The organism is Streptomyces termitum, from assembly GCF_014650175.1.
Lineage (GTDB): Bacteria > Actinomycetota > Actinomycetes > Streptomycetales > Streptomycetaceae > Streptomyces > Streptomyces termitum.
Window position 1 is genome coordinate 53,174 of sequence record NZ_BMUL01000010.1, and the last position, 23,316, is coordinate 76,489.

The 23,316-nt window shown below is 74.2% G+C and carries 21 protein-coding genes; 11 read left to right on the forward strand and 10 right to left on the reverse strand.

Going from position 1 to position 23,316, the window contains the following annotated elements; translation table 11 throughout:
* Position 1 precedes the first annotated feature (1 nt).
* The 3 genes from IE219_RS19725 to IE219_RS19735 are packed head-to-tail and all read right to left on the reverse strand — an operon-like array spanning position 2 to position 2,588.
* The gene (locus IE219_RS19725; protein ID WP_189979241.1) at positions 2–808 is read right to left on the reverse strand and encodes an MlaE family ABC transporter permease; all 807 of its coding nucleotides are present in this window, start codon (positions 806–808) and stop codon (positions 2–4) included.
* Between the two features lie 5 nt (positions 809–813).
* Positions 814–1,578, reverse strand: a complete 765-nt coding sequence (locus IE219_RS19730) for an MlaE family ABC transporter permease (RefSeq protein ID WP_189979243.1) — start codon at positions 1,576–1,578, stop codon at positions 814–816.
* Positions 1,575–2,588: an ABC transporter ATP-binding protein gene (locus tag IE219_RS19735; protein WP_189979252.1), complete on the reverse strand. Its 1,014-nt coding sequence runs from the start codon at positions 2,586–2,588 to the stop codon at positions 1,575–1,577. Before IE219_RS19735 ends, IE219_RS19730 begins: the two co-directional genes overlap by 4 nt.
* A gap of 730 nt (positions 2,589–3,318) precedes the next feature.
* On the opposite strand from IE219_RS19735, the gene IE219_RS19740 reads away from it, so the two are divergent.
* From IE219_RS19740 to IE219_RS19760, 5 genes are all read left to right on the forward strand, one after another.
* Positions 3,319–3,948 carry a hypothetical protein gene (locus tag IE219_RS19740; RefSeq protein ID WP_189979255.1) on the forward strand — a complete coding sequence of 210 codons (630 nt, stop codon included), beginning with the start codon at positions 3,319–3,321 and terminating at the stop codon, positions 3,946–3,948.
* A 100-nt stretch (positions 3,949–4,048) separates the two neighbouring features.
* Entirely contained in the window at positions 4,049–4,453 is a 405-nt protein-coding gene (locus tag IE219_RS19745) for a hypothetical protein (RefSeq protein ID WP_189979257.1), read from the forward strand.
* Between the two features lie 129 nt (positions 4,454–4,582).
* Positions 4,583–6,148: a DUF6801 domain-containing protein gene (locus IE219_RS19750; protein WP_308434031.1), complete on the forward strand. Its 1,566-nt coding sequence runs from the start codon at positions 4,583–4,585 to the stop codon at positions 6,146–6,148.
* Between the two features lie 66 nt (positions 6,149–6,214).
* Positions 6,215–7,159 (forward strand): hypothetical protein, encoded by a 945-nt coding sequence (locus tag IE219_RS19755; RefSeq protein ID WP_189979261.1) that lies wholly within the window; start codon positions 6,215–6,217, stop codon positions 7,157–7,159.
* Positions 7,160–7,370: 211 nt separating this feature from the next.
* Positions 7,371–8,582 (forward strand): PucR family transcriptional regulator, encoded by a 1,212-nt coding sequence (locus IE219_RS19760; RefSeq protein ID WP_189979263.1) that lies wholly within the window; start codon positions 7,371–7,373, stop codon positions 8,580–8,582.
* A gap of 75 nt (positions 8,583–8,657) precedes the next feature.
* Here the strand turns inward: IE219_RS19760 and IE219_RS19765 are convergent, their stop codons facing one another.
* Complete coding sequence (locus IE219_RS19765; RefSeq protein WP_189979265.1) at positions 8,658–9,863, reverse strand: NADH:flavin oxidoreductase; 1,206 nt, start codon at positions 9,861–9,863, stop codon at positions 8,658–8,660.
* 203 nt (positions 9,864–10,066) lie between these two features.
* Between IE219_RS19765 and IE219_RS19770 the strand changes: the two genes are divergently transcribed.
* Positions 10,067–11,047, forward strand: coding sequence for a DUF2804 domain-containing protein (locus IE219_RS19770; protein ID WP_189979268.1), 981 nt, complete (start codon positions 10,067–10,069; stop codon positions 11,045–11,047).
* A 55-nt stretch (positions 11,048–11,102) separates the two neighbouring features.
* Here the strand turns inward: IE219_RS19770 and IE219_RS19775 are convergent, their stop codons facing one another.
* Positions 11,103–12,533, reverse strand: coding sequence for a polysaccharide lyase 6 family protein (locus tag IE219_RS19775; protein WP_189979270.1), 1,431 nt, complete (start codon positions 12,531–12,533; stop codon positions 11,103–11,105).
* Between the two features lie 181 nt (positions 12,534–12,714).
* On the opposite strand from IE219_RS19775, the gene IE219_RS19780 reads away from it, so the two are divergent.
* On the forward strand, positions 12,715–13,092 hold the full coding sequence (locus tag IE219_RS19780) for a VOC family protein (RefSeq protein WP_189979272.1): 378 nt from the start codon (positions 12,715–12,717) through the stop codon (positions 13,090–13,092).
* A 178-nt stretch (positions 13,093–13,270) separates the two neighbouring features.
* The gene (locus IE219_RS19785) at positions 13,271–14,650 is read left to right on the forward strand and encodes a globin domain-containing protein (RefSeq protein WP_308434032.1); all 1,380 of its coding nucleotides are present in this window, start codon (positions 13,271–13,273) and stop codon (positions 14,648–14,650) included.
* A gap of 9 nt (positions 14,651–14,659) precedes the next feature.
* Here IE219_RS19785 and IE219_RS31825 read toward each other — a convergent pair whose 3' ends face one another.
* Entirely contained in the window at positions 14,660–15,130 is a 471-nt protein-coding gene (locus tag IE219_RS31825) for a pyridoxamine 5'-phosphate oxidase family protein (protein WP_229849877.1), read from the reverse strand.
* A 480-nt stretch (positions 15,131–15,610) separates the two neighbouring features.
* On the opposite strand from IE219_RS31825, the gene IE219_RS19795 reads away from it, so the two are divergent.
* Complete coding sequence (locus IE219_RS19795; RefSeq protein WP_189979276.1) at positions 15,611–16,330, forward strand: response regulator; 720 nt, start codon at positions 15,611–15,613, stop codon at positions 16,328–16,330.
* 27 nt (positions 16,331–16,357) lie between these two features.
* Here IE219_RS19795 and IE219_RS19800 read toward each other — a convergent pair whose 3' ends face one another.
* Complete coding sequence (locus tag IE219_RS19800) at positions 16,358–17,983, reverse strand: sensor histidine kinase (RefSeq protein ID WP_189979649.1); 1,626 nt, start codon at positions 17,981–17,983, stop codon at positions 16,358–16,360.
* 650 nt (positions 17,984–18,633) lie between these two features.
* On the opposite strand from IE219_RS19800, the gene ctaD reads away from it, so the two are divergent.
* Together ctaD and IE219_RS19810 are read left to right on the forward strand one after the other, a co-directional pair.
* Positions 18,634–20,349 (forward strand): aa3-type cytochrome oxidase subunit I, encoded by a 1,716-nt coding sequence (ctaD, locus tag IE219_RS19805; RefSeq protein ID WP_373298860.1) that lies wholly within the window; start codon positions 18,634–18,636, stop codon positions 20,347–20,349.
* Positions 20,346–20,942 carry a hypothetical protein gene (locus tag IE219_RS19810; protein ID WP_189979278.1) on the forward strand — a complete coding sequence of 199 codons (597 nt, stop codon included), beginning with the start codon at positions 20,346–20,348 and terminating at the stop codon, positions 20,940–20,942. Before ctaD ends, IE219_RS19810 begins: the two co-directional genes overlap by 4 nt.
* On the opposite strand, the gene IE219_RS19815 is transcribed toward IE219_RS19810, so the two are convergent.
* The 3 genes from IE219_RS19815 to IE219_RS19825 are packed head-to-tail and all read right to left on the reverse strand — an operon-like array spanning position 20,936 to position 23,283.
* Complete coding sequence (locus IE219_RS19815; protein ID WP_189979280.1) at positions 20,936–21,547, reverse strand: hypothetical protein; 612 nt, start codon at positions 21,545–21,547, stop codon at positions 20,936–20,938. The genes IE219_RS19810 and IE219_RS19815 overlap by 7 nt on opposite strands.
* Positions 21,534–22,172, reverse strand: a complete 639-nt coding sequence (locus IE219_RS19820) for a class I SAM-dependent methyltransferase (protein ID WP_189979282.1) — start codon at positions 22,170–22,172, stop codon at positions 21,534–21,536. Before IE219_RS19820 ends, IE219_RS19815 begins: the two co-directional genes overlap by 14 nt.
* A 31-nt stretch (positions 22,173–22,203) precedes the next feature.
* On the reverse strand, positions 22,204–23,283 hold the full coding sequence (locus tag IE219_RS19825) for a serine/threonine-protein kinase (RefSeq protein WP_189979284.1): 1,080 nt from the start codon (positions 23,281–23,283) through the stop codon (positions 22,204–22,206).
* Positions 23,284–23,316 lie beyond the last annotated feature (33 nt).

Consider the following 23,316-nt stretch of genomic DNA (forward strand, 5'->3'; position numbering starts at 1 on the left):
CTCACCCCGCCACCTTCACGGTCGTGGTCGCGCCCCAGAGGGCCAGCGACAGGAAGAAGTCGGTGACGCTGATCAGCACGATGGCGTTGCGCACGGAGCGGCCGACGGCGATGCCGACGCCGGCGGGGCCGCCGGAGGCGCGGAAGCCGTAGTAGCAGTGGGCGACGATCACCATCACGCTGAAGATCAGCACTTTGAGCACCGAGAGGAGGACGTCCGTCGGGGACAGGAAGAGGTTGAAGTAGTGGTCGTACGTGCCCTGGGACTGGCCGTTGAAGAGGACGGTGATGGAGCGGGAGGCCAGGTAGGAGGAGAGCAGTCCGATCGCGTAGAGCGGGATGATCGCGACGACGCCGGCGATGATGCGGGTGGTCACCAGGTAGGGCATGGAGCGGATGCCCATGCCTTCGAGGGCGTCGACCTCCTCGTTGATCCGCATGGCGCCGAGCTGGGCGGTGAAGCCGGCGCCGACGGTCGCGGAGAGGGCGAGTCCGGCGACGAGGGGCGCGATCTCGCGGGTGTTGAAGTAGGCGGAGACGAAGCCGGTGAAGGCGGCGGTGCCGATCTGGTCGAGGGCGGCGTAGCCCTGGAGGCCGACGACGGTGCCGGTGAACAGCGTCATCGCGATCATGACGCCGATGGTGCCGCCGATGACGCCGAGTCCTCCGGAGCCGAAGGCGACCTCGGCGAGGAGGCGCTGGACCTCCTTGAGGTAGCGGCGCAGGGTCCGGGGGATCCAGAGCAGGGCGCGCACGTAGAACAGGAACTGGTCACCGGACCGGTCGAGCCAGGCGAACGGGGAGGCCATCGGCCTCAGCCTCCCTTCGGCGGGACGATCTGGAGGTAGATGCCGGTCAGCACCATGTTGACGAAGAAGAGCAGGAGGAAGGTGATGACGACCGACTGGTTGACGGCGTCGCCGACGCCCTTGGGGCCGCCCCGGGGGTTGAGGCCGCGGTAGGCGGCGACGATGCCCGCGATGAACCCGAAGATCAGCGCCTTGAGTTCGCTGATGTACAGGTCGGGGAGCTGGGCGAGGGCGGAGAAGCTGGAGAGGTACGCGCCGGGGGTGCCGTCCTGGAGGACGATGTTGAAGAAGTAGCCGCCGAGGGTGCCGACGACGGAGACCATGCCGTTGAGGAGCACGGCGACGGCCATGGTGGCGAGGACGCGCGGGACGACCAGGCGCTGGACCGGCGAGACGCCCATGACCTCCATCGCGTCCAGCTCCTCGCGGATCTTGCGGGAGCCGAGGTCGGCGCAGATGGCGGAGCCTCCGGCGCCGGCGATCAGCAGGGCGACGATGAGCGGGCTGGCCTGCTGGATGACGGCGAGGACGCTGGCGCCGCCGGTGAAGGACTGGGCGCCGAGCTGCTGGGTGAGCGAGCCGACCTGGAGGGCGATGACGGCGCCGAAGGGGATGGAGACGAGGGCGGCCGGCAGGATGGTGACGCTGGCGACGAACCAGAACTGCTCGATGAACTCGCGGAACTGGAAGGGGCGTCGGAAGACGGCCCGGGTCACCTCGGCGGCGAGGGCGAAGAGGCGTCCGGTCTGCCGCAGCGCCCCGCCGATCACGAGCCGCTCCCGGGTGCGGGCTTGGTCAGGGTGGGGGCCGTGCCGCCGCGCGCGTAGGTGTCCTGGATGGCGGCGCGGGCGGCGGGCGGGAGCCGGTCGAGCATGCCGAGGACGCGTTCGCGGCGGCGGGCGACGGCGGCGCGCGGCGGGAGGCCGGGCGAGGGCTCCAGCTGCGGGACGATGACGCGGGGGCCAGCCGTCAGGTGCGGGGCGGGGGCGTCGGCCTCGGCGGCGAGGGTGGCGGCGTCCTTCTCCTCGGACATGCCGATGGGGCCTTCGCGGCGGCCGGCGAGAAACTGGGTGACGACCGGTTCCTCGCTGGTGAGGAGGACTTCGCGGGGGCCGAAGGTGACCAGGTTGCGCCGGAAGAACATCCCCATGTTGTCGGGGACGGTGGCGGCGATGTCCAGGTTGTGGGTGACGATCAGCATCGTCGCGTCGATCCGCGCGTTGAGGTCGATGAGGAGCTGGGAGAGGTAGGCGGTGCGGACCGGGTCGAGGCCGGAGTCGGGCTCGTCGCAGAGGACGATCTGCGGGTCGAGGACGAGGGCGCGGGCCAGGCCGGCGCGCTTGCGCATGCCGCCGCTGATCTCGCCGGGGAGCTTGCCCTCGGCGCCGAGGAGGCCGACGAGTTCGATCCGCTCCATGACGATGCGGCGGATCTCGGACTCCCGCTTGCGGGTGTGCTCGCGCAGTGGGAAGGCGATGTTGTCGAACAGGGTCATGGAGCCGAAGAGGGCTCCGTCCTGGAACATGAGGCCGAAGAGTTTCCGGGTCTCGTAGATGTCCTTCTCGGGGCTGTTGACCATGTCGACGCCGTTGATGAGGACGCGTCCCTGCTGGGGCTTGAGGAGCCCGATGAGCGATTTCAGGAAGACCGTCTTGCCGGTGCCGGAAGGCCCGAGCATGACGCTCACTTCTCCGGCCGGCAATGTCAGTGACACGTCCTGCCAGATGTTCTGCTTGCCGAAGGACATGGTCAGACCCTCAACGGCTACTTCGATTCCCATTCCACCTCCAGCAAGCCCGCGTCGGGCGTGCACCGCGGGCGCACGTTAAGTCGGTGCCGATCACCCGGACAATAGGCATGGCGCAAAATCCTTGATCCGCTTCTTTATTTGTCATCGGGGAGACAAAGGCGCGGTCGGTTCTTGTCTCCGGGGAGACAGGGGTGCCGCCTGCCCCGAGGGGCCGGCGCGGCGTGGTTCCGGCCTGCGGGCGTGCCCGCCCCGGCCGGGAGACCGGGGCGGGCGCGTCCGCCGCAGGGCGGCTCACGGAGCGCGCCGACCTGCGGCTGGGCGCCGCCCGGCGAACGCTACGGCCCGGTAACCTCCCGGAGCAATACGCGAGTGGGGAGTTTTCTGCAATGGGGTGCGGAATGCGGGGTTCCTGTCATCGGGAACACAATCGGGGCCCGGTGATTGTCACCGGGGAGAGCGTGGCGCGTTCTTCCGCGGCCGACGCCCGCACGGAAGTGAGGATTCTCCGCACAAGTGCTTCATGATCGATCATAATTGTCGACAATGCGCACCCGAGAACCAACCGGATTCCGGCTACCACTCACCCGCCTGACAGGCAATGGACCTCTTCAAAGAATCATGGTCGGTGCCATTGTTCAGCCAAGTTTCCCGCAAGTAACGTCTGGTGGCGCGGCCAGGGAAACGTCGAGCCGCCTCCGGCCGCTCGTCCCCGTCGCGGCCACCCCTCTGCCGGTCAATCCCCAAGGAGAGTCCCAGAGTCATGAAGAAGTCGATCAGAAACCTCGCCGTCGTCGCCGGTGGCGCCTCCGCCGCCTTCGCCCTCGCGGTCTCGCCGGCCTCGGCCGTGCCCTCGACGGTCTGGACCGTCAGCCCGTCCCCGGCCAGCATCACCGCGCTCAACAGCGGCAACGTCGCCCTCAGCGTCAACGGCATCACCATGACGTGTACGAAGTCGAACGGCGCGGGCACCGGTGCGAGCACCACCGGCAACCCGGCCACCGTCGGCACCATCACCACCATGGTCTTCGGTGCCACCGGGGCGCCCTGCACCAGCGTCCTCGGCCCCGTGACCGCCGTCCCGGTGACCCCCTGGACGATCGTGGCCCAGGACTACAACGCCGCGACCGGTGTCACCTCGGGCTACGTCGGCAACGTCGACGCCAACGTCTCCGTCGGCGCCTGCAACTTCCGCGTGACGGGCAAGGCGTCCTCCACCTACACCAACTCGACGGGCGCGCTCACCGTCAACAGCCTCGCGGGCGAGCTCACCGTCGTCACGTCGTCCGGCTGCGGCTCGGCCGTCCCGGTCGGCGCCAAGCCCACCTTCAAGGGCAAGTACCTCTTCAAGGCGGGCACCGCCATCCCGACGATCGTCGGCTCGAACCCGTAAGGGCTCAGGACCCCGCGTCCGTCCGGCCGGTGACCCCGGCCGGGCGGGCGCGGGCCTGTCCGCGTTCCCGACCGTCCCCGCCGCCCCAGGAGGCCCCGCCGTGAAGAAGCCGACCGGAAGACTCGCCGTCACCGCGACCGCGGCCACGCTCGCCCTCACGGCCGTCCCGGCCTCCGCGGTGCCGTCGACCACCTGGACCGTCACTCCTTCCGGCGGCTTCACGGCGGTCAACCGCGGGAACGTCTCGCTCTTCCTCGGCGGCCTCGCGCTGACGTGCGGGAAGTCCACCGCCTCGGGGCGGACGCAGAACGCCACCGGCAACCCGGCGGCGATCGCCGTCATCACCGGCCTGTTCTCGGTCGCCGGCGCGGCGGGCGAGCTCACCGTCGTCTCGTCGTCCGGCTGCGGCACGGTCGCCCCGGTCGGCGCCAAGCCCACCTTCAAGGGCGACTACCTGGTCAACCCCGGCGGCACCCCGCCGATCGCCGTCGGCACCAACCCGTAACCCCCTCGTCCCGGCACGGCACCACCCCCGCGTTCCCGAACGACCCGAGCGGAGCACCAGATGAAAGGCCCCCGGCCCACCCCTCGTTCCTCCCGCGCCCGCGTGCGCGGTGCGACGATCGCCGCGTTCGTGGCGCTCGCCCCTCTGCTTCCGGCCGCGGCCGTCGCCGTCGGGACGCTGAAGGTCGACGCCGCGCTGCCCTACGTCTGCACCCTGCCCTCGGGGCCGCAGCCCGCGACGGTGCGGATCACGGCCGCCTTCCCCGAGCGGGCGGAGGCCGGCGAGGAGATCCGGCCGGCCGACGTCACCACGACGGTGGAGTTCCCCGGCGCGGCCGTGGCCGAGCTGACCGCGCTCAAGGCCGCCACCGTACGGGCGGAGAGCCGGCTCGCGGTCGGCGTGGCCCAGGGCGAGCAGCGCGCGGAGGCGACGTGGAGCGGCACGGCGCAGCCCGTCGCCGTCCCCGCCGAGGGCCCCCTCACGCTTACCACGACCGGGGACGTGTCCTCCCTGACGACCGGGACCGAGGGCGAACTCTCCCTCACGGCAGGGGCGTTCGGGGTGGACCTCGCACTGAGCACGGCCGAGGGCGCGGCCACCGTCCCCGCCTCCCTCTCCGTCGCCTGCGCTCCCGCCCCCGACGCGGAGGGCCGTACGGTGTTCGCCCGGGTCCCGGTCGGCGCCGGCGCCCCCACCGGCGGTCCGGGCACGGCGGCGCCGTCCCCGGACGCCTCCTCCCCGTCGAGCCCCGTTCCGGGCCTCCCGCTGCCGCCGCTCCCCTCGGACCCGGCGGCCCCGGGAGACACGGCGGGCACCGCGACGGAGGACCCGGGCGCCGGGCCGCGGGCGGACGAGGGGCTGAAGGCGGCCGACGAGGACACGCCCGGCGCCCCGGCGCCCCGGCCGGCCGCGCCCCCCTGTGTCACCAAGGACCCCACCCCCATGTCGCTGTCGGCCTACATCACCGGCTACTCCAACGTACGGAAGCAGGACGGGGCCTCCCTCATCCCCCTGACCTGCGTCCTGATGGAGCAGGGCGATCCGGAGATCGTCTTCGGCGGGACCGAGGAGGAGCCGGAGACCCACCTGATCAACAAGGCGGTGGGGCGCCTCTCCACCCAGGGGCGCCAGGAGACACCGCCCTTCAAGGGGACCTTCCTGACCTTCGGTTTCGCTCCGACCACCGCGACCCTGGTCCTGGAACAGGCGGGGCCCATGGCCCTCTACTCGGACACCCTCCTGTCCTACCCGTACAACATCAGCGAGACGTACGTCCGCGTCCCCCTGGTCCTGCGCGTCCTCGACGCCCGGGTCAACGGCACGAAGCTGGACGTCGGCCCCTCCTGCCGCACGGAGAAGCCGCTCTCCTCCACCGAGCCGGACCCCGCCACGTATCCGGGAGACCACATGGTCCTGGTGGGCAAGGGCCTGTCCACGTTCGGCGGGGACGCCAAGGGCTACCTCCTCACCGGCGGCGGCCCGCTCGTCGGCAAGGTGACCATCCCCGCCTTCAAGGGCTGCGGCGCGAAGGGCGAGAACCTCGACCGGCTGCTCACCGCCTCCATCTCCGGTTCCGACAACTACGTCCGGCAGATCCAGGGCCAGACCTGCAACATCCTCAATCCGTTCCCCCCGATCAACCCCGAGTGCACCGACGACGGACAGCCGTACCAGGTCCCCAGGGCCGAGCGCTGACCCGTCCCCGTACCGCCCCCCTGTTCTCCCCTCCGCCCCTCACCCGTCTCCCAGGAAGGCCCCGCCATGCCCCTCGTCTCCCCCCGCACCAAGCTGGCCGCCGTCTCCGCCCTCACCGCCCTCGGCTCCTTCGCCGCCATGGGCACGGCGACCGCCGCCACCCCGCAGCTGAACGGCAGCTGGGCGCCGCTCGACCGGTGCCCGGTGGACGCCCCGGCGATGCTCGCCACGGACGGCATCGACGCCACCCCGCAGTGCGTCGTCTCGTACTCCCTCAGCGGCACCATCAAGCTGGGCAACACGACGGTGGTCACCGGGAAGACCAACCTCCAGTTCGGTGCCATCCAGAACCTCGACGGCACCAGCTCCGTCGTGGGGACCTCGGGCAGCTCGCTGATCGCGGACTCGGCCACGGTGCCCGGCGGGCTGATGGGCCTGATGTGCCCGAGCGACATCCCCTTCATCACCGACATCTGCCGGAAGCTGTCGGACGCCAAGCTCAACAAGATCACCGCGACCATGGAGTCGGCCGGCGCCCCCTCGAACTTCGACCAGATCGCGGGCGTCGTCACCGACCAGCCGATCGTGACCGTCCCGGTCCGCATCCGGCTCCAGAACCCCTTCCTCGGCGACAACTGCTACATCGGGTCGAAGGCCGACCCGATCCTGCTGCGCCCGAAGAACGCCAACGCGCCCGAGTTCGGCTTCGAGGTCTTCAACGGCGACGGCACCCCCAACGACGAGGGCTCCATGAGCCGCCTGAACCTCCTCGGCTCCACCCAGTACGACGACAGCTTCGCCGTCCCCGGGGCGAGCGGCTGCGGCCTGGGCTGGTTCGGCGTGATCGACGCCGCCGTCAACCTCAAGACGGGGCTGCCCGCCGCCGCCGGCAAGAACAAGCTCGTCCTCAACAACACCCAGACCCACCTCGCCGGCCTGTTCGCGCCCGGTCTCTCCGCCCCCGACGCGGGCAAGGTCCTGTCCCAGAACTGGCACTCCGCCGTCAAGTAACGGCCACCCGGGGGCGATAACCGGCCTACTGGGCGGACCGTGCCCCCTCCACGCAACAACTCTTGCTCAAGTTGTGTACAGCAACGAGTAGTTGATCTAACTTCAGCAGTTCCCGTTGGTACACACCTGACGGTTTCGGCGGCGCCCACCACGCCAGGTTGGGCGCCGCGCTCATTCCGCACCGGTCACCCAGAGAGCAAGGGATCGGTTCATGACCGCCATCACACACCCCCAGAACCTCGGCGAGCCGCTCGACCCCCTCCCCAGGGAGTTCGCCGAACTGATGCGCCCGGAGATCCCGGGACTCATCAAGGAGATCGGCGTGGAGGTCCAGCGGACCTACCCCGTGTACGCCCATCTCTTCGCCGGGCCCCACGTCGACGCCATCCGCCAGGGCGTCGAGCAGGCCCTGACCGCCTTCGTCGAGCGGGTGGCCAACCCCACCGCGAAATCGGCCCTCCGCGACGACCTGCTGCGCAAGTTCGGCCGGGTCGAGGCGTACGAGGGGCGCGACCTGGACTCCCTCCAGGGGGCGTACCGCCTCGGCGCCCGGATCGCGCTGCGCCGGGCCAAGTACATCGGCCGCACCTACAACCTCTCCCCCACCCTGATCCTGGCCTTCGCCGACGCCCTCTTCGCCTACGTGGACGAGTTGGAGGCGCTGTCCCGCGAGGGCTATCTCGCGGTCCAGGCCCGGGGCGTCTCCGACACGGCGGCACTGCGAAGACAACTCCTGCACCTGGTGGTCGCCGGTCCGCCGCTGCCCCAGGGGGCCATCGCCGAGCTGTGCCGGGAGGCCGGCTGGGAGCTGCCCGCCGAATGCGCCCTGGTCGCCCTGCGGCCGCCGGCCGCCGACCTCGTGCCGCCCGCGCTCGACCGGGACGTGCTGGCCGACCCGACCCTGCCCCAGCCGCACCTGCTCGTCCCCGGGCCCCTCACCGGCGAGCGGCTGGCGATGCTGGAGGCGGCGCTCGGCGGCACGCCCGCCGTCATCGGCCCGACCGTGCCGTCCGCACAGGCCGCGCACTCGCTGCGATGGGCGCGCCGACTGCTCCAGCTCATCGACGAGGGCGTGGTGCCGGACGCCCCCGTCGTCCACTGCGACGAGCACCTGACAACGTTATGGCTGCTCTCCGACCCCGCCCTGACGGACCACCTCGCCACCCGCGAACTGGCCCCGCTGGACTCCCTCTCCGGCTCCCGGCGCGAACGGCTGATCGAGACCCTGCGGGTGCACGTCTCCACCCGGGCCCCCGCCGAACAGGTCGGCGAACTGCTCGGCGTGCACGCCCAGACCGTCCGCTACCGGCTGCGGAACCTGGACCACCACTTCGGTGACCGGCTGCACGACCCCGAGCACCGCTTCGCCCTCGAAGCCGCTCTGCGCGCCCTCCACCTGCGCGCCGCGAAGCAGTCGGACTGAGGCCGTCCGCCCCGCCACCCCCCACTCCCCCACGTTCCCCCCACACCCCACCCCCTCCGCACCCCGCCGCGCGGGTCAGTCCCCGGCGGCCGGCGGACAGTGGGTGCCCGTGTAGATGGTGGGCATACAGAGGTTGCAGTGCACGCAGCGCGACCGGGTCCCCGGATCCTCGCCGACGCGGCGCACCAGATCGGGTTCGCGCAGCAGCGCGCGGGCCATCGCGACGAACGCGAAGCCCTCGGCCATGGCCCGGTCCATCCCCTCCCGGTCGGTGACTCCGCCGAGCAGCACCAGCGGCAGCGCGAGCGCGGCGCGGAACTCCCGGGCGCGCTCCAGCAGATAGAGCGGTTCGTACGGGTACGTCCGCAGGAACGAGCGGCCGACCGTGCGCAGGCCGAGCCGCTGCGGCAGCGGGAAGGCCGCCGCGAACTCCTTCAGCGGGGCGTCGCCCCGGAACAGGTACATCGGATTGAGCAGCGAGCTCCCGGCGGTCGGCGTCAGGGCGTCCACCGAGCCCTCCTCCTGGAGCCAGCGCGCCACCTGGAGGCTGTCCTCGGGGACGAGGCCGCCGCGCACGCCGTCGCTCATGTTGAGCTTGGCGGTGATCGCGATGCGGTCGCCGACCTCCTCCCGGACGGCGCGGGCGAGGTCGAGGGCGAGCCGGGCGCGGTGGCGCAGCGGGCCGCCGTAGGCGTCGGTGCGGCGGTTGAGCCGGGGGCTGAGGAAGGCGCTGGCCAGGTAGTTGTGGCCGAGGTGCAGCTCCACCGCGTCGGCGCCGGCCTCGACCGCCAGCCGGGCGGCGGAGGCGTGGGCGGCCACCACGCGGCGCAGGTCCTCCTCGGTGGCGGCCCGGTCGCGGCGCAGGCTGACCGGGCTGAAGCCGCCGGTCGGGGAGAGCGAGGGCAGCCGGTTGGAGCGGGCGTCGGCGACCGGTCCGGCGTGGCCGAGCTGGAGCGAGACGGCGGCGCCGGCCGCGTGGACGGCGTCGGTGAGCCGGCGCAGTCCGGGCAGCGCCTCGGGGCGCATCCAGAGCTGGGCGCGCTGGGTGCGGCCCTCGGGGGCGACGGCGCAGTACGCGACGGTGGTCATGCCGACGCCTCCGGCGGCGGGGCGCAGGTGGTAGTCGATGAGCGCGTCGGTGACGAGGCCGTCGGGGGTGAGGCCCTCGAAGGTGGCCGCCTTGATGGTCCGGTTGCGCAGCCGGACGGGGCCGAGGCGGGCCGGGGCGAGGACGTCGGGGGCGGGACCGGAGGGGCGCGGGGGCCGGGGGGCTGCGGTCATGGGCGGAGGATCGCACAGAACTGACGAAGAGTCAGGTACCGTGCGCGGCCGGCCCGGAGACCCGTGCGCGACCGGCGTGGAGACCTCTGCGCGGTCGTCCTCGCAACCCGTGCGCGACCGGCCCCGGACCCGTGCGCGGTCGTCCGCCGGCCGCGTGCCCGGGGCGGCGCCGGGCGGTCGGGGCGCGCGGTTATCCTGCGCGGATGACACACGAGCCGGAGCTCACCTCCCCCGTCGACCTGTGCCTCCCGGACGGCCGGCTGAACCCGGCCGCGGTCGGCTGGACCCGGCGCCCGCTGCACCGCGCGAACCTGCGCGGCTGGGGCCGTACCAAGCGCTGGGAGTACTGGGGGATCGTCACCCCGGACCACATCGTCGGCCTGGTCGCCTCCTCGCTCGACTACGCGGGCGTGCACGGGATCTACGTGCTGGAACGGGCCACCGGCCGGGAGAGCTCCTGGGACGCGGTGGTGCCGCTCGCCCGGGGCGCGCGCTTCCCGGCGCGCGGCGGCGAGGGCGAGGTCGAGGTGCGCGGCGGCGGTCTGGCGATCGGCGTCCGGCAGGGGCCGGAGGGCGCCTCGGTCCGCGCGGTGGCGGACGGGGTGCGCCTGGCCGTCGAGGTGCCGCTGCCGCCGGGGCACGAGTCGCTGGGCGTGGTGGTGCCGTGGAGCCGCACCCGCTTCCAGTACACGGTCAAGGACGTCGGCCGCCCGGTGCGCGGCACGCTGGAGCTGCGCGGCGAGACGCACCAGGTGGGCGGCCCGGAGGCGTTCGCGGTCCTGGACCACGGCCGGGGCCGGTGGCCGTACGCGGTCACCTGGAACTGGGCGGCCGGGGCGGCGCCGGGCCGGGCTGTGCAGTTCGGCGGGAAGTGGACGGACGGCACGGGCCTGACCGAGAACGCCCTGGTCGTCGACGGCCGGCTGCACAAGATCGGGGAGGAGCTGCGGTGGAGCTACGACCGGTCGGACTGGCTGCGGCCGTGGCGGATCGACGGGGAGCGGGTGACGGCCCGCTTCGAGCCGTTCCACGAGAAGGTGTCCCGCATGAACCTGGGCGTCGTGGCGAACGAGACGCACCAGTGCTTCGGCCGCTTCTCCGGCCGTGCCCTGGCCGACGACGGCACGGAGGTCTCCCTGGACGGTCTGGTCGGCTGGGCGGAGGAGGCCCGCAACCGCTGGTAGCGGCCGGCGGGCCGTCCGGGGGGCCGGGGTCACGGCCGGTCCCCCGGACGGGGGGTCAGGAGGCGTTCGGGCCGACGTCGGCCGGCGTCAGGGGGCGGCGGACCGGGGCCAGGGTGGAGTACTCGTCGGCGCCGACGTCCCGGGTGCCGGTCCGGGGGTGGCCGTCGGCGTCCTCGGTCAGGGTGAGGCCGGTGTAGGCGGCGGCGTCGACGGCCGGGCTGCCCGCGGTGAGGCGGTACACGCCGTCGGCGTCCTGGCGGAGCAGCGGGTCGACGCGGCGGAAGCCGCCCGCCGGGGCGGTGCCGTCGGCGGCGGCGCCCCAGAGGATGTTGCCCCGCCAGACGAAACCGCTGGTGGCGTTCAGGCCGACGAGGGTGCCGGTGGAGGCGACGAGGATGTTGTCGGCGACGACGACGTCCCTCGGCTCGTGGGTCCGGCTCTCGCCCCACAGGGTCTTGGTGTTGCCGACCAGGGTGTTGTGGGCGATGACGGCCCGGTCGCAGGCGTCGTTCCCGCGCCGCTCCTCGCCGGTCTCGTCCGGGGTGTGGTCGCGGGTGCTGCCGCTGCCGATGACGATGCCCCGGGAGGTCGTGCCGGAGACGTGGTTGTTCACCACCCGGTGGTCGTTGCCGTACAGGCGGATGCCGTTCGCGCCGCCGAGGATGTGGTTGCCCTCGACGGCGCTGCCGTTGCCGTGGCGCAGGACGATGCCGCCCCGGCCGGAGCGGAGGGTGTTGTAGCGGATCGTGTTGCCGGAGGACTTGACCGAGATCGCCTCGGGGTCGCCGTCGCAGCGCTCGAAGAGATTGTACTCGACGACGGCGTTCGCGGTGGACAGGGCCCGCTGGCTGACGCCGATGCGGATCGACTCGCCGCCGTTGTCCCCGGCGTAGGAGTGGTCGGCGAAGTGGTTGCGGAGGATCTGGGTGCGCTGGGCCATGGCCGTGGCGCCGGGGCCGTCGACGACGACGAAGATGCCCTGGGTGCCGCGGTCGTGGAAGCGGTTCCGGTCGATCTTGGCGTCGTCGCCGCGGATCGTCAGCCAGTCGAGCCCGTCCTTGTCGGCGAGCTTGAAGTCGTTGCGGGTCAGCCGGATGCGGGGGCAGTCCGCGGGGATGGCGAAGGTGGTGGTCTGGCGGAAGGCGAAGCCGCTGATCGTGATGTCGGAGGAGCGGGAGAGGACGAAGCCGACCGTTCCGTCGAGGACGGCGCCGCCGCGGCCGGCGGCCACGATCGTGATCGGGGCGCCGGCGGTGCCCCGCTTGTCCGTGACGCGGATGCCGGTGGAGGGGACACTGTAGGTGCCGTCGGCCAGGACGATCCGGTCGCCGGGGACGGCGGCGTCGATCGCGCTCTGGAGCGCGGGGATGGTGCCGACGGTCACGGTGCCGGCCGCGAAGGCCGTGCCCTGGGTCAGGGCCGACACCGGGACGGCTCCGGCGGCCGCGCCGATCATGGTTCCCTTGAGGAAGGTACGTCGTCGCATGTGCTGCCTCCTGAATGTGATGCGCCCCAGCTTCGGCGGCGGCCCTGCCGTCCCGCTGCCGTCCCGCTAACGCGCGGACGGGGCGGCCACCGTGACGATCATGCGGGCGGAAGACCGCGGAGCGACGCCGCACACGCCGGGACGTGCCGGTCCCGGCGTGTGCGGTCCTAGGCTGCCCCGTATGACCGCCAGACTGCAGTGCGTGGTGCTCGACTGCGCCGATGTGCGTGAACTCGCCGGTTTCTACCGCTCGTTGCTCGGCGGCGAGGTGAACCGGCCGGATCCGCGCTGGTCGCTCGACGACGACTGGGCGACGCTCCACCTCGACGACGGGTTCGTCCTCGCCTTCCAGCGGGTGGCGGACCACCGGCCGCCGAACTGGCCGGATCCCGCCCGGCCCCAGCAGTTCCACCTCGACCTGGGCGTCGCGGACCTGGAGCGCGCCCAGGAGAAGGCGCTGGGCCGGGGCGCCGTCCTGCTCGACGGCGGGGACGGCGGGCGGAGCCGGCGCGTCCTCGCCGACCCCGCCGGGCACCCCTTCTGCCTGGTACGGGACTGAGCCCGCACTCCTGTCCGGAAACCGCCCCCGACCTGGAGGTCTAGCCCCTCGGGACGGTTCGCGCCAGGGTCCGACGGTCCCCGTTCCGTGGGGCCGGACGGCGGTGGCGCGGCGGTGCCACACTGACGCGCGCTCCGTCCGCGATCTTGCGATCGGCCGAACACGGCGGGGCGCGACGGTGAACGACGAGGTGGAGGAGTCGGCGATGACGACCGCGGTGCGGGGCGACGCGTGGGAGGCACGACCGGGGGCGGAGGGCCACCGGCCGGGCGCCGGCGGGGAGGCGTACGGCGAGTACCACGCGCTCCTCGCCCGGCAGGACGCGATGCGGCTGCGGCAGCGGCTGCTCTCCCCGGGCCGGGCCGCCGCCCCCGCCGCGACCGCGCCGGCACCGGCGGCCGGTACGGTCCCCGGCCCCCGCGACCAGGAGACGATCCGGCGGTACCTGCCGCTGGTGACGCCCTTCGGGGAGCTGATCGAGCACCTCTACCGGGCCATGTTCGAGCAGCACCCGTACCTGCGGGGCCTCTTCCCCGACTCGATGGAGTTCCAGCGGGCCCATCTGGAGCGCGCCTTCTGGTTCCTGATCGAGAACCTGGACCGGCCCGACGAGATCGCCGCGTTCTGCGGGCGGCTCGGCCGGGACCACCGCAAGCTCGGCGTCCGGCCCGCGCACTTCGCGGTGTTCGAGGCGGCGCTCGCGGAGGGGCTGCGGCGCGGCGCGGGCCCGGGGTGGGTGCCGGAGCTGGAGGAGGCGTGGCTGCGGATGATCCGGTTCGCCGTCGACGCCATGGTGGCGGGGGCGGAGGGCGCGGTGGGCGAGCCCGTCTCCTGGAACGCGACGGTGACCGGGCACGAACTGCGCCGGCCCGGCCTCGCCGTGCTGCGGGTCCGCACCGCCGAGCCCTTCCCCTACGAGGCGGGGCAGTACGCGAGCGTCGAGTCTCCGGCGCTGCCGCACGCCTGGCGGCCGTACTCGATCGCCTGTGCGCCCCGGCCCGACGGCGAGCTGGAGTTCCACGTCCGCCGCACCGCGCCCGGCGGGCTCAGCGACGTCCTGGTGAACCGCACCCGGCCCGGCGACGCCCTGCGGCTCGGGCCCGCGCGGGGCACCGCCGTCCTGGACGGCGACCCGGCGCGGGACGTGCTCCTGGTCGCCGGCGGCACCGGCTGGGCGACGGCGAAGGCGCTGGTCGAGGAGCTGGCCGCGCGGCGCCCCGCGGGCCGTACCGCGCACCTCTTCCTCTGCGCCCGCACCCTGGACGACCTGTACGACACGGCGGCCGTCGCGGAGCTGGAGCGGGGACGGCCCTGGCTGCGGGTGGTCCCGGTGGTCGACGGGCGGCCCGGGGACCCGGCGGCGGGGTCGCCGGCCGAGGCGGTGGCCCGGCACGGCGACTGGTCCGGGCACGTGGCGTACGTGAGCGGGCCGCCCGCCATGGTGGCCTCGGTGGTGGAGCGGCTGGCCGCGGCCGGCACGCCCGCCGAGCGGCTGCGGCACGACCCGGTCGGCGGCCCGGTCCCCCTCGCGCCGCGCCCGGTCCCGGTCCTCGTCTGAGGGCCCGGTTCAGTCGGAGGGCACCAGCCGCATGCCGGTGATCAGGTCGGGCCGGATCCGGACGACCTGCTCCCGGTGCTGGTCGGTCCAGGGCTTCAGGAGCTCCGTGTAGCGGGCCGTCTCCCCGGGGTCGGTGACCGGGCGGCAGTAGCCGGTCACCACCACGCTCCAGCCGAGCCGGGTCGCGGCGTCGATCTCGTCGGCCTCGTACGCGACGACGACGCCCCGCTCGCCCGCCTCCCGGGCCCGGCGGGCGAGCGCCGCGCCCTCGCCGGTGCGGATGATGACGTCCCCGCCGTCGACGAGGTGGTTGACGGGCCGGATCGTGGGCAGCGCCTGCTCGGTGAAGACGATCCGCCCGAGCGGGACCCCGGCGAGGAGCGCGAGCGCCTCGCCGGGCCGGAGGTCGACCGTCCGCCGCCCGCCCGGCGGGACGGGCGCGGACGCGGGCTCGGGAGCGGGGACAGCTTCGTCGTGCACGGGGCCTTCCCGGGATGTCGGTACGGACGCGCCGCCGTCGGCGCGCGGCGGGCTCGGCGCCCGGTCGCCCCAGTAGACGGCACCCGCTCCCACCGGGGAAGGGTCGTTCGGCCCTCCACCGGCCGAACCGCCGCGGGGCCGATCGGCACGGGCCCGGTCCGGTGGCGCGCCCCGGGCCAGGGGGGCGCGCCGGGTACGGCCGGAGCCGTACGGCCCCCGGGCGGGGGCGGACCGGGCCCCGGTGCGCCGGCGGCGGGCCGGGGGACGGCCGGGCCGCGGGGAGGCCGGCGCTCCGGGGTGCGCAGGCATTCGACCAGGAGGCCGCAGGGGGCCGATAGGGCCTTTCGGCCCCCCGGGACCGGGGCCGAAGGGCCCGCCGGGCCCGGTGCCATACTGACGCTCGCTCCCGGCCCGGCCGCCCCGTACCGGGGGCCCCTCCGTCGTCGGCGCGACCGCGCGCCCCCTGCCCGGGAGTTCCCCTTGACGTCCCCGTCCCCCTTCGCGTCCGTCCCCGCCACCGGGCCCGTCCGGGTCTTCCTGCTCGACGACCACGAGGTCGTGCGGCGGGGCGTGCGGGACCTGCTGGAGGCGGAGGAGGACATCGTCGTGGTCGGCGAGGCCGCCGACGCGCGCGAGGCGCTGGCCCGGGTGCCCGCCGCCCGCCCGGACGTCGCCGTGCTCGACGTGCGGCTCGGCCCGTCCGGCGGGGACCACGAGGGCGTGACGGTCTGCCGCGAGCTGCGGGCCGAACTGCCGGGCCTGGCCTGCCTGATGCTCACCTCGTTCGACGACGACGAGGCGCTGTTCGACGCGATCATGGCGGGTGCGGCGGGGTACGTGCTGAAGCAGATCGGCGGCTCGGACCTGGTCGCGGCGGTCCGCACGGTGGCCACCGGGCGCTCCCTGCTCGACCCGCGGATGACGGAGCGGGTGATGGCCCGGATCCGGGGCACGGACGCCGCGCCCCGCGACGCGGTCCCGGCCGAGCTGGACCGGCTCTCGCCGCGCGAGCTGGAGATCCTCGACCTGATCGGGCTGGGCCTGACGAACCGGCAGATCGCCGAGCGCCTCTTCCTGGCCGAGAAGACGGTGAAGAACCGCGTCTCGTCCATCCTCGGCAAGCTGGGCGTCGGCCGGCGCATCCAGGCGGCGATGATCGCCGAGCGGTTCCGGGAGCAGCACGCGCACGACCTGCCCTGAGCGGGGGCCCGCCCGGCCGGCGGGCCGTCAGCCGGCGGGCAGGGGCGCGCTCCACACGATCCGGGTGCCGCCGTCGTCGGGGACCCGCAGGCCGAGGGTGCCGCCGCACTGCCGCGCCCGCGCGTCCATGTTCCGCAGGCCGCCGGTGGGGACCGCGCCGCCGAGGCCGGCGCCGTCGTCGGTGACGGTGAGGACCAGCCGGTCGGCGGTGTCCGGCACGGTGAGGACGACCTCGGCGCGGCCGGCCCCGGCGTGCCGGGCGGTGTTGCTCAGCGCCTCGGCGGTGACCGCCAGGACGTGCTCCGCGAGGTGGTCGGGGACGCTCGACTCGACCGGTCCGACGATCCGCAGGGCGGGCGGGAAGCCGAGGTGCTGCGCGGCGAGCTGCACGGTCTCGGCCATCCGGCGGCGCAGCGCGGGGCCGCCCGCGCGGTCGTCGGCGGGCGTGCGGAGCTGGAGGATGGTCGAGCGGATGATCTGGATGGTGGCGTCGAGGTCGTCGACCGCGCGGGTGACGCGTTCGACGGCGTCGGGCCGCTCGATGACCCGGGTCGCGCTCTGGAGCGTCATGCCGGTGGCGAACAGCCGCTGGATCGCCAGGTCGTGGAGGTCGCGGGCGATCCGGTCGCGGTCGTGGAGCACCGCCAGTTCCTCGGACTGGGCGCGCCTGCGGGCGAGTTCGAGGGCGATGGCGGCCTGGTCGGCGAAGCCGCTGATCAGTTCGGTCTCGGTGGGGTCGAAGCCCGGCCGGCCGGCCCGCCGGCTGAGCCGCAGCGCGCCGCAGACGGCGTCGTCGACGGGCAGCGGCACGGCGACCACCGGCCCGTGCGCGCCGTGGCCGGGGCCCTCGGGCGGGAGGGGCAGGGCGCGGGGGTCGGTGCGGACGTCGGTGGTGACGGCGGGGCCCCGGGTGCGGGCGGCGAGGCCCGCGAGGGAGCCCCCGGCGGGCAGGCCCGCGCCCCGGACCCGGTCGGCGAGGTCGCCGTGCGCGACCCGTACGGTCAGGTCCCCGGAAGGTTCGGAGGGCAGCAGGACGGCGACGAGGTCGGCGTCGGCGACCTCCATCGCGCGCCGGGCGATGAGGCCCAGGACCTCGTCGGTGTCGGTGCCCGCGAGGAGGGCGCGGGTGATCTCGCCGAGGGCTTCCAGGCGGTGTTCGCGGCGACGGCTGTCGTGGTAGAGCCGGGCGTTGTCGATGGCGACGCCGGCGGCGATGGAGAGGGTGGTGAGGACGGCCTCGTCGTCGGCGTCGAAGCTTTTGCCGCCGCGCTTCTCGGTGAGGTAGATGTTGCCGAACGCCTCGTCGCGGACCCGGATCGGCGCCCCGAGGAAGGTGTGCATCGGCGGGTGGTGGGCGGGGAAGCCGAAGCTGCTGGGGTGCCGGGAGAGGTCGTCCAGGCGCAGCGGGGTGGGGTTGCGGATGAGTTCGCCGAGGATGCCGTGGCCGCAGGGGGCCGGGCCGATCCGGGCCGCCAGTTCGTCGGACATGCCGACGGTGAGGAACTGGGAGAGCCGGCTCCGGTCGTCTATGACGCCGAGCGCGCCGTACTCGGCGTCGGTGAGGCTGACGGCGGCCTCGACGATGCCGCGCAGCACCTGCGGGAGTTCGAGGTCCCGGCCGAGGTCCATGACGGCGGTGAGGAGGCCGTGCATCCGGTCGGGGACGGCGGGCCGGGGCCAGGCGGCGGACCCGCCGGCCGGCCGCGCGTCCCGCCCGTCCCGCACCCCGTGCCCCGCCGCACGGGCGGCCGGGTCCGTCCCACGGGCGGCCGGAGCCACCGGGCACGCCGCCGGGCCGACCGTGCCCGCCGAGTCCGTCGCGCGGGTCGTCGGGCCGGCCGTACGCACCGCCGGGTCCGCCTCACGGGCCGCCGGGTCCGCCTCACGCACCGCCGAAGTCGCCGGGCACGCCGCCGGACGGGCCGTCGGGCCCGCCGGTTCCGTCGCGCGGGTCGTCGGGTCGGCTGTCTCGGACATGTCCGGCCGCCTGTTCTCGTCTCGTGTCCACCGGGGCGGCCCGTGTCCGCCGCCCGCCGTCCGCAGCGTACGCGACGTGCGGGAACGTGCCGGAAGGGGCCGTTCGGCCCTGACCGTGGTCGGGGCCGAACGGCCCCGCCCCCGGGTCTTGTCAGGGACCTGTTCGGCCCTGCCGCGCGGCGGCCGCCGGGCGGAAGCATGGGGCGCCGGCCGGGAAGCGCCGTGATCACCCCCGTACCCGCGCGCTTCCCGGCCCGAGCGGTCCCGCCCCCAGGGCGGCGGGGTCCGCGGCAACCCGTGCTCAGTGGAAGGAAGGTCGCCGTCCGGTGGACGAGACACGCGGTACGCAGGCGCAGCAGAGGGATCCGGGCCTCCCCGGCACGGAGGGCGCGGGCGCCGGGCGTCCGGCGCGGCCCTCGTGGGTGGAGTGGCTGACGACCACCGACCACAAGAAGATCGGCACCCTCTACCTCTGCTCGGCGCTGTTCTTCTTCGTCGTCGGGGGGCTGATGGCCCTGCTGATGCGGGCGGAGCTGGCCCGCCCCGGCACGCAGATCATGTCGAACGAGCAGTTCAACCAGGCGTTCACGATGCACGGCTCGATCATGCTGCTGCTCTTCGCGATGCCGCTGTTCACCGGCTTCGCCAACTGGATCATGCCGCTCCAGATCGGCACCCCGGACGTCGCCTTCCCCCGCCTGAACATGCTGGCGTACTGGCTCTACCTGTTCGGCTCGCTGATCGCCGCGGGCGGCTTCCTCACCCCCGGCGGCGCGGCGGACTTCGGCTGGTTCCTGTACGTGCCGCTCTCCGACTCCGTCCACTCCCCCGGTCTCGGCGCCGACCTGTGGATCATGGGCGTGGCGCTGTCCGGCTTCGGTTCGATCGCGGGCGCGGTCAACTTCATCACCACCATCATCTGCATGCGCGCCCCGGGCATGACGATGTTCCGGATGCCGATCTTCACCTGGAACGTGCTGCTCACGTCCCTGCTCGTGCTCATGGTCTTCCCGGTGCTGGCCGCCGCGCTGTTCGCGCTCGAATCCGACCGGAGGTTCGGCAGCCACGTCTTCGACCCGGCGAACGGCGGGGCGCTGCTGTGGCAGCACCTCTTCTGGTTCTTCGGGCATCCGGAGGTGTACATCCTGGCGCTGCCCTTCTTCGGGATCATCTCCGAGGTGATCCCGGTCTTCAGCCGCAAGCCGATGTTCGGCTACATCGGTCTGGTGGCCGCGACCATCGCGATCGCCGGGCTGTCCGTGACCGTGTGGGCGCACCACATGTACGTCACCGGCGGGGTGCTGCTGCCCTTCTTCTCGTTCATGACCTTCCTCATCGCGGTGCCGACCGGGGTGAAGTTCTTCAACTGGATCGGGACGATGTGGAAGGGGTCGCTCTCCTTCGAGACGCCGATGCTGTGGGCCACCGGCTTCCTCATGACCTTCACCTTCGGCGGTCTGACCGGCGTCATCCTGGCCTCGCCCCCGATGGACTTCCACGTCTCCGACTCGTACTTCGTGGTGGCGCACTTCCACTACACGCTCTTCGGGACGGTGGTGTACGCGATGTTCGCCGGCTTCCACTTCTGGTGGCCGAAGTTCACCGGCAGGATGCTCGACGAGCGCCTCGGCAAGATCACCTTCTGGACGCTGACCGCCGGCTTCCACGCGACCTTCCTGGTGCAGCACTGGCTGGGTGCGGAGGGCATGCCGCGCCGGTACGCCGACTACCTCGACGCGGACGGCTTCACCGCGCTCAACACCCTGTCCACGATCGGCTCGTTCCTGCTCGGCCTGGCCTTCCTGCCGTTCTTCTACAACGTCTGGAAGACCGCGAAGTACGGGAAGCGGGTGGAGTGCGACGACCCCTGGGGGTACGGGCGTTCGCTGGAGTGGGCCACCTCCTGCCCGCCGCCCCGGCACAACTTCGCGGTCCTGCCGAGGATCCGTTCCGAGTCCCCCGCCTTCGACCTGCACCACCCCTCGCTCGCGGAGGTCGACCGGCTGGAGAACCGGCCCCACGAGACGGCGGGCGCCCGGTGAGCGCCGCCGTCCTCGCCCTGGGCACCGGGGCGGTGACCGTCTCCGGCTGCGTCTGGTACGTCCCCGCCGTCGCCGATCTGCGGGCGGGCGCCGACCGGCCGGTCTCCCGGCGGCTGGCCGCCGCCGGGTGCGTCGCCGGCTGGTCCGCGGCCGCGGCCGTCACCGCGCTGCTCCTGCTGGGCGCCCCGGCGGGCCTCGTGCTCGGTCCGGCCGCCGCCGGGGCCTCGGCGAGCGTGCTGCTGCGGGTCCGGGCGGCGCTGCGGCTGCGGCGGGAGCGGGCCGAGGACGCCCGCTGCTGGAGCGCACTGGCGGCCGTGCCGCCGCCCGTCCGGCCGGTGCCCCAGCGGGTCTTCGTCCGCCGCGCGGCCGCCGGTCTGCTGTCGGCGGCGGGGGCGGCGCTGGCGCTGCTGACGTGGGGGCCCTCGGCGGGTGCGGGCGGTCTGTTCGCCCTCGCCGTCCCCGCCGTCCTCGCCGGGGCCGCCCTGGCCGTGGCCTGGGCCGCGGCGGCCCGGGGCAGGACCGCGCGGGACCCGGTGCTCACGGCCGGGCCCGGCGAGGTCCGGCCCGGCGGGGCCCGTGCGCGGGGTCAGTAGCCCTCGATCGCCCAGAAGACGCCCACCTCGTCGTCGCCGACCGCGACCACGCCCAGTTCGTCGCCGAGGTCGAGGCCGCGCAGGTAGGCGGTGGTGAGGAAGCGGTGCGAGGAGGTGCCCCGCAGGCCGGCCGCGAGGAGGTCGGCGGACGGGTTCCCGGCGGCCGCGCGGGCGTTGGTCCAGCAGCGGACGCCGGGGCCGTACCGGCCGAGCAGCGTGCGGGCGTCCGCGAGGAGCGCGGCGCGGTCGGGGCGGGTGCGGACCGGGGCGGGCTCCGCCTGCCACTCCTCCGCCATGACGGCGAGCGCGCCCGCTGCGGCCGCCGGCTCCAGCGGGTGCAGGAGGGCGGCGAGGTCGGCGGGGTCCGGCGGCTCGAAGGGGTAGGAGGGGAGGGTGTGGCGGGCGTCGTTCGACCGGTCGGGGTCCAGCCGGAGCCAGCCCCGGGGGTCGTCCACCGCACGGTGCAGCAGGGCGTGCACGTCGTACGCCCACTCCTCGTGGCGGCGCGGCCCGGTGGCCGCGAAGACGTAGGTGTCGTCGAGCAGCCGCAGCGCCGCCGCGTTCCACGGGACCTCCGGGAGGGCCCGCTCGTCAGGCGGGGGCATCGCGGCGGGCCAGCAGGTGGGCGTCGAGGAAGCCCCGCTCGGTCCTCGGGTCGTGGAGCAGCCGGGCGAAGGGGTCGAATCCGGCCCCGGTCAGCAGGTCCGCGAACCGGTCGGCCGACCAGGCGTAGGCGGGGGCCACCTTGTGGTCGAAGGGGACCGGGTCCGGTCCCCCGGCGCCGAAGAAGGAGACCAGGAGGACGCCCCCGGGCGCCAGGACCCGCGCCAGTTCGGCGAGGAGCGCGGGGAGTTCGCCGGGCGGGGTGTGGATGGTCGAGTAGTGGGACAGGACGCCGCCGAGGGTGCCGTCGGCGACCGGCAGGGCCTCCATCCGCGCCTCCTCGAAGCGGAGGGCGGGGTGGGCCCGCCGGGCGTGGGCGACCATGCCCGGCGAGAGGTCGAGGCCGAAGGCGTCCACGCCCCGCCGGTGCAGCAGGTCCGTCAGGTGGCCGGGCCCGCACCCCACGTCGGCCACCTCGAAGTGGCCGGTGGCGCGCACCAGTTCGGCGAAGGCGTCGAGCACGGACCGGGTGAGCGGCCGGTCCTCCAGCCCGTCGGCGAACAGCGACGCGTACAGTTCGACGACCCCGTCGTAGGCCGCCCTGGTCCGCGCCTGGTATTCCCGCACGGGGAGAAGCTAGCACCCGGGCGAGGGGGCGTCAGTCGCCGCCTCCGCCGTCGCCACCGCCCCCGTCGCCTCCGCCGTCGCCACCGCCTCCCGAGTCGCCGGCGTCGCCGCCGTCCGCGCCCCAGCCGTCGCCGTCCCCGGAGTCGTTGTCGTCGCCGCCGCGGCGGCCGAGGTTGGTGAACCAGGGGCGGGACCAATCGGCGTCCAGGACCAGCGGTTCGCGGCCCTCCCGGGGGCGCCACTGGGAGCGGAAGCGGGCCAGTCCCGTCGTGTCGCCGAGGCCGAAGGCGGTGGCGAAGGCGTGGGCCACGACCGCGTCGAGCGGGTCGGCGGTCTCGTGGCGGACCGGGCCGAGCGGCGTCAGCACCGGGTCCCCCGGGGAGGCGCGGCGGCGCGGCGGGCGGGCCAGCAGGGCGACCCGCCGGTCGTCGCGCAGCAGCCACGAGCTGCCCGCGTCCTGCCGCCGCAGCGTCCAGCGCACGCCGTCGGCCTCGGCCTCGGCCTCGACCAGGCTCCTGGACTTGCGCAGCTTCTTCTGGAGGCGGAGCTCGGCGGGGATCTCGCCGATGGTGAGGAGCAGGCCCCTGGACGGGTCGGGCTCGTCGTGGTGGAAGCCGTACGGGGCGCGGACGCGGACGACGGGGGCGTACGGTCCCCAGACGTCCACCCGGACCAGGCGCCGGTCCACGGCGACGGTGACGGGCCCGGCCGGTCCGGGCGCGGTGCGCCGGGCCATCCAGAGCGGGACGCCCTCGTCCGCGGCCCGGTGCGCCCGCGCGGCGACCGCCTCCGGTCCGCCGCTCAGCCGCAGGGCCCAGCCGCCCAGCGCCTCGGCGAAGTCGGCGGCCCGCCGGACCCGGACCGGGACGCCGGTGCCGGTGATCCTGGTCACCGGTACGACGCCGGAGCCCCGCGGCAGGCCGGACAGGGGCCGCTCGGCCCCGCCGCCGCCCAGCCAGTTCCCCCGGGCGTACGCCTCGGCCATCGCCGTCAGGTTCAGCTCCTCCGGCGGGGTCGTGGTGCCGCCCCGGCGCAGTCCCTCCTCGGTCAGCTCCACCGTGCGGGCCAGCGGGTTCCACGACCGCTCCCCGTAGAGCTCCTGTCCACTCATCCCGTTCCCCCCGTGTGTTCCGTGTGCGGTGTG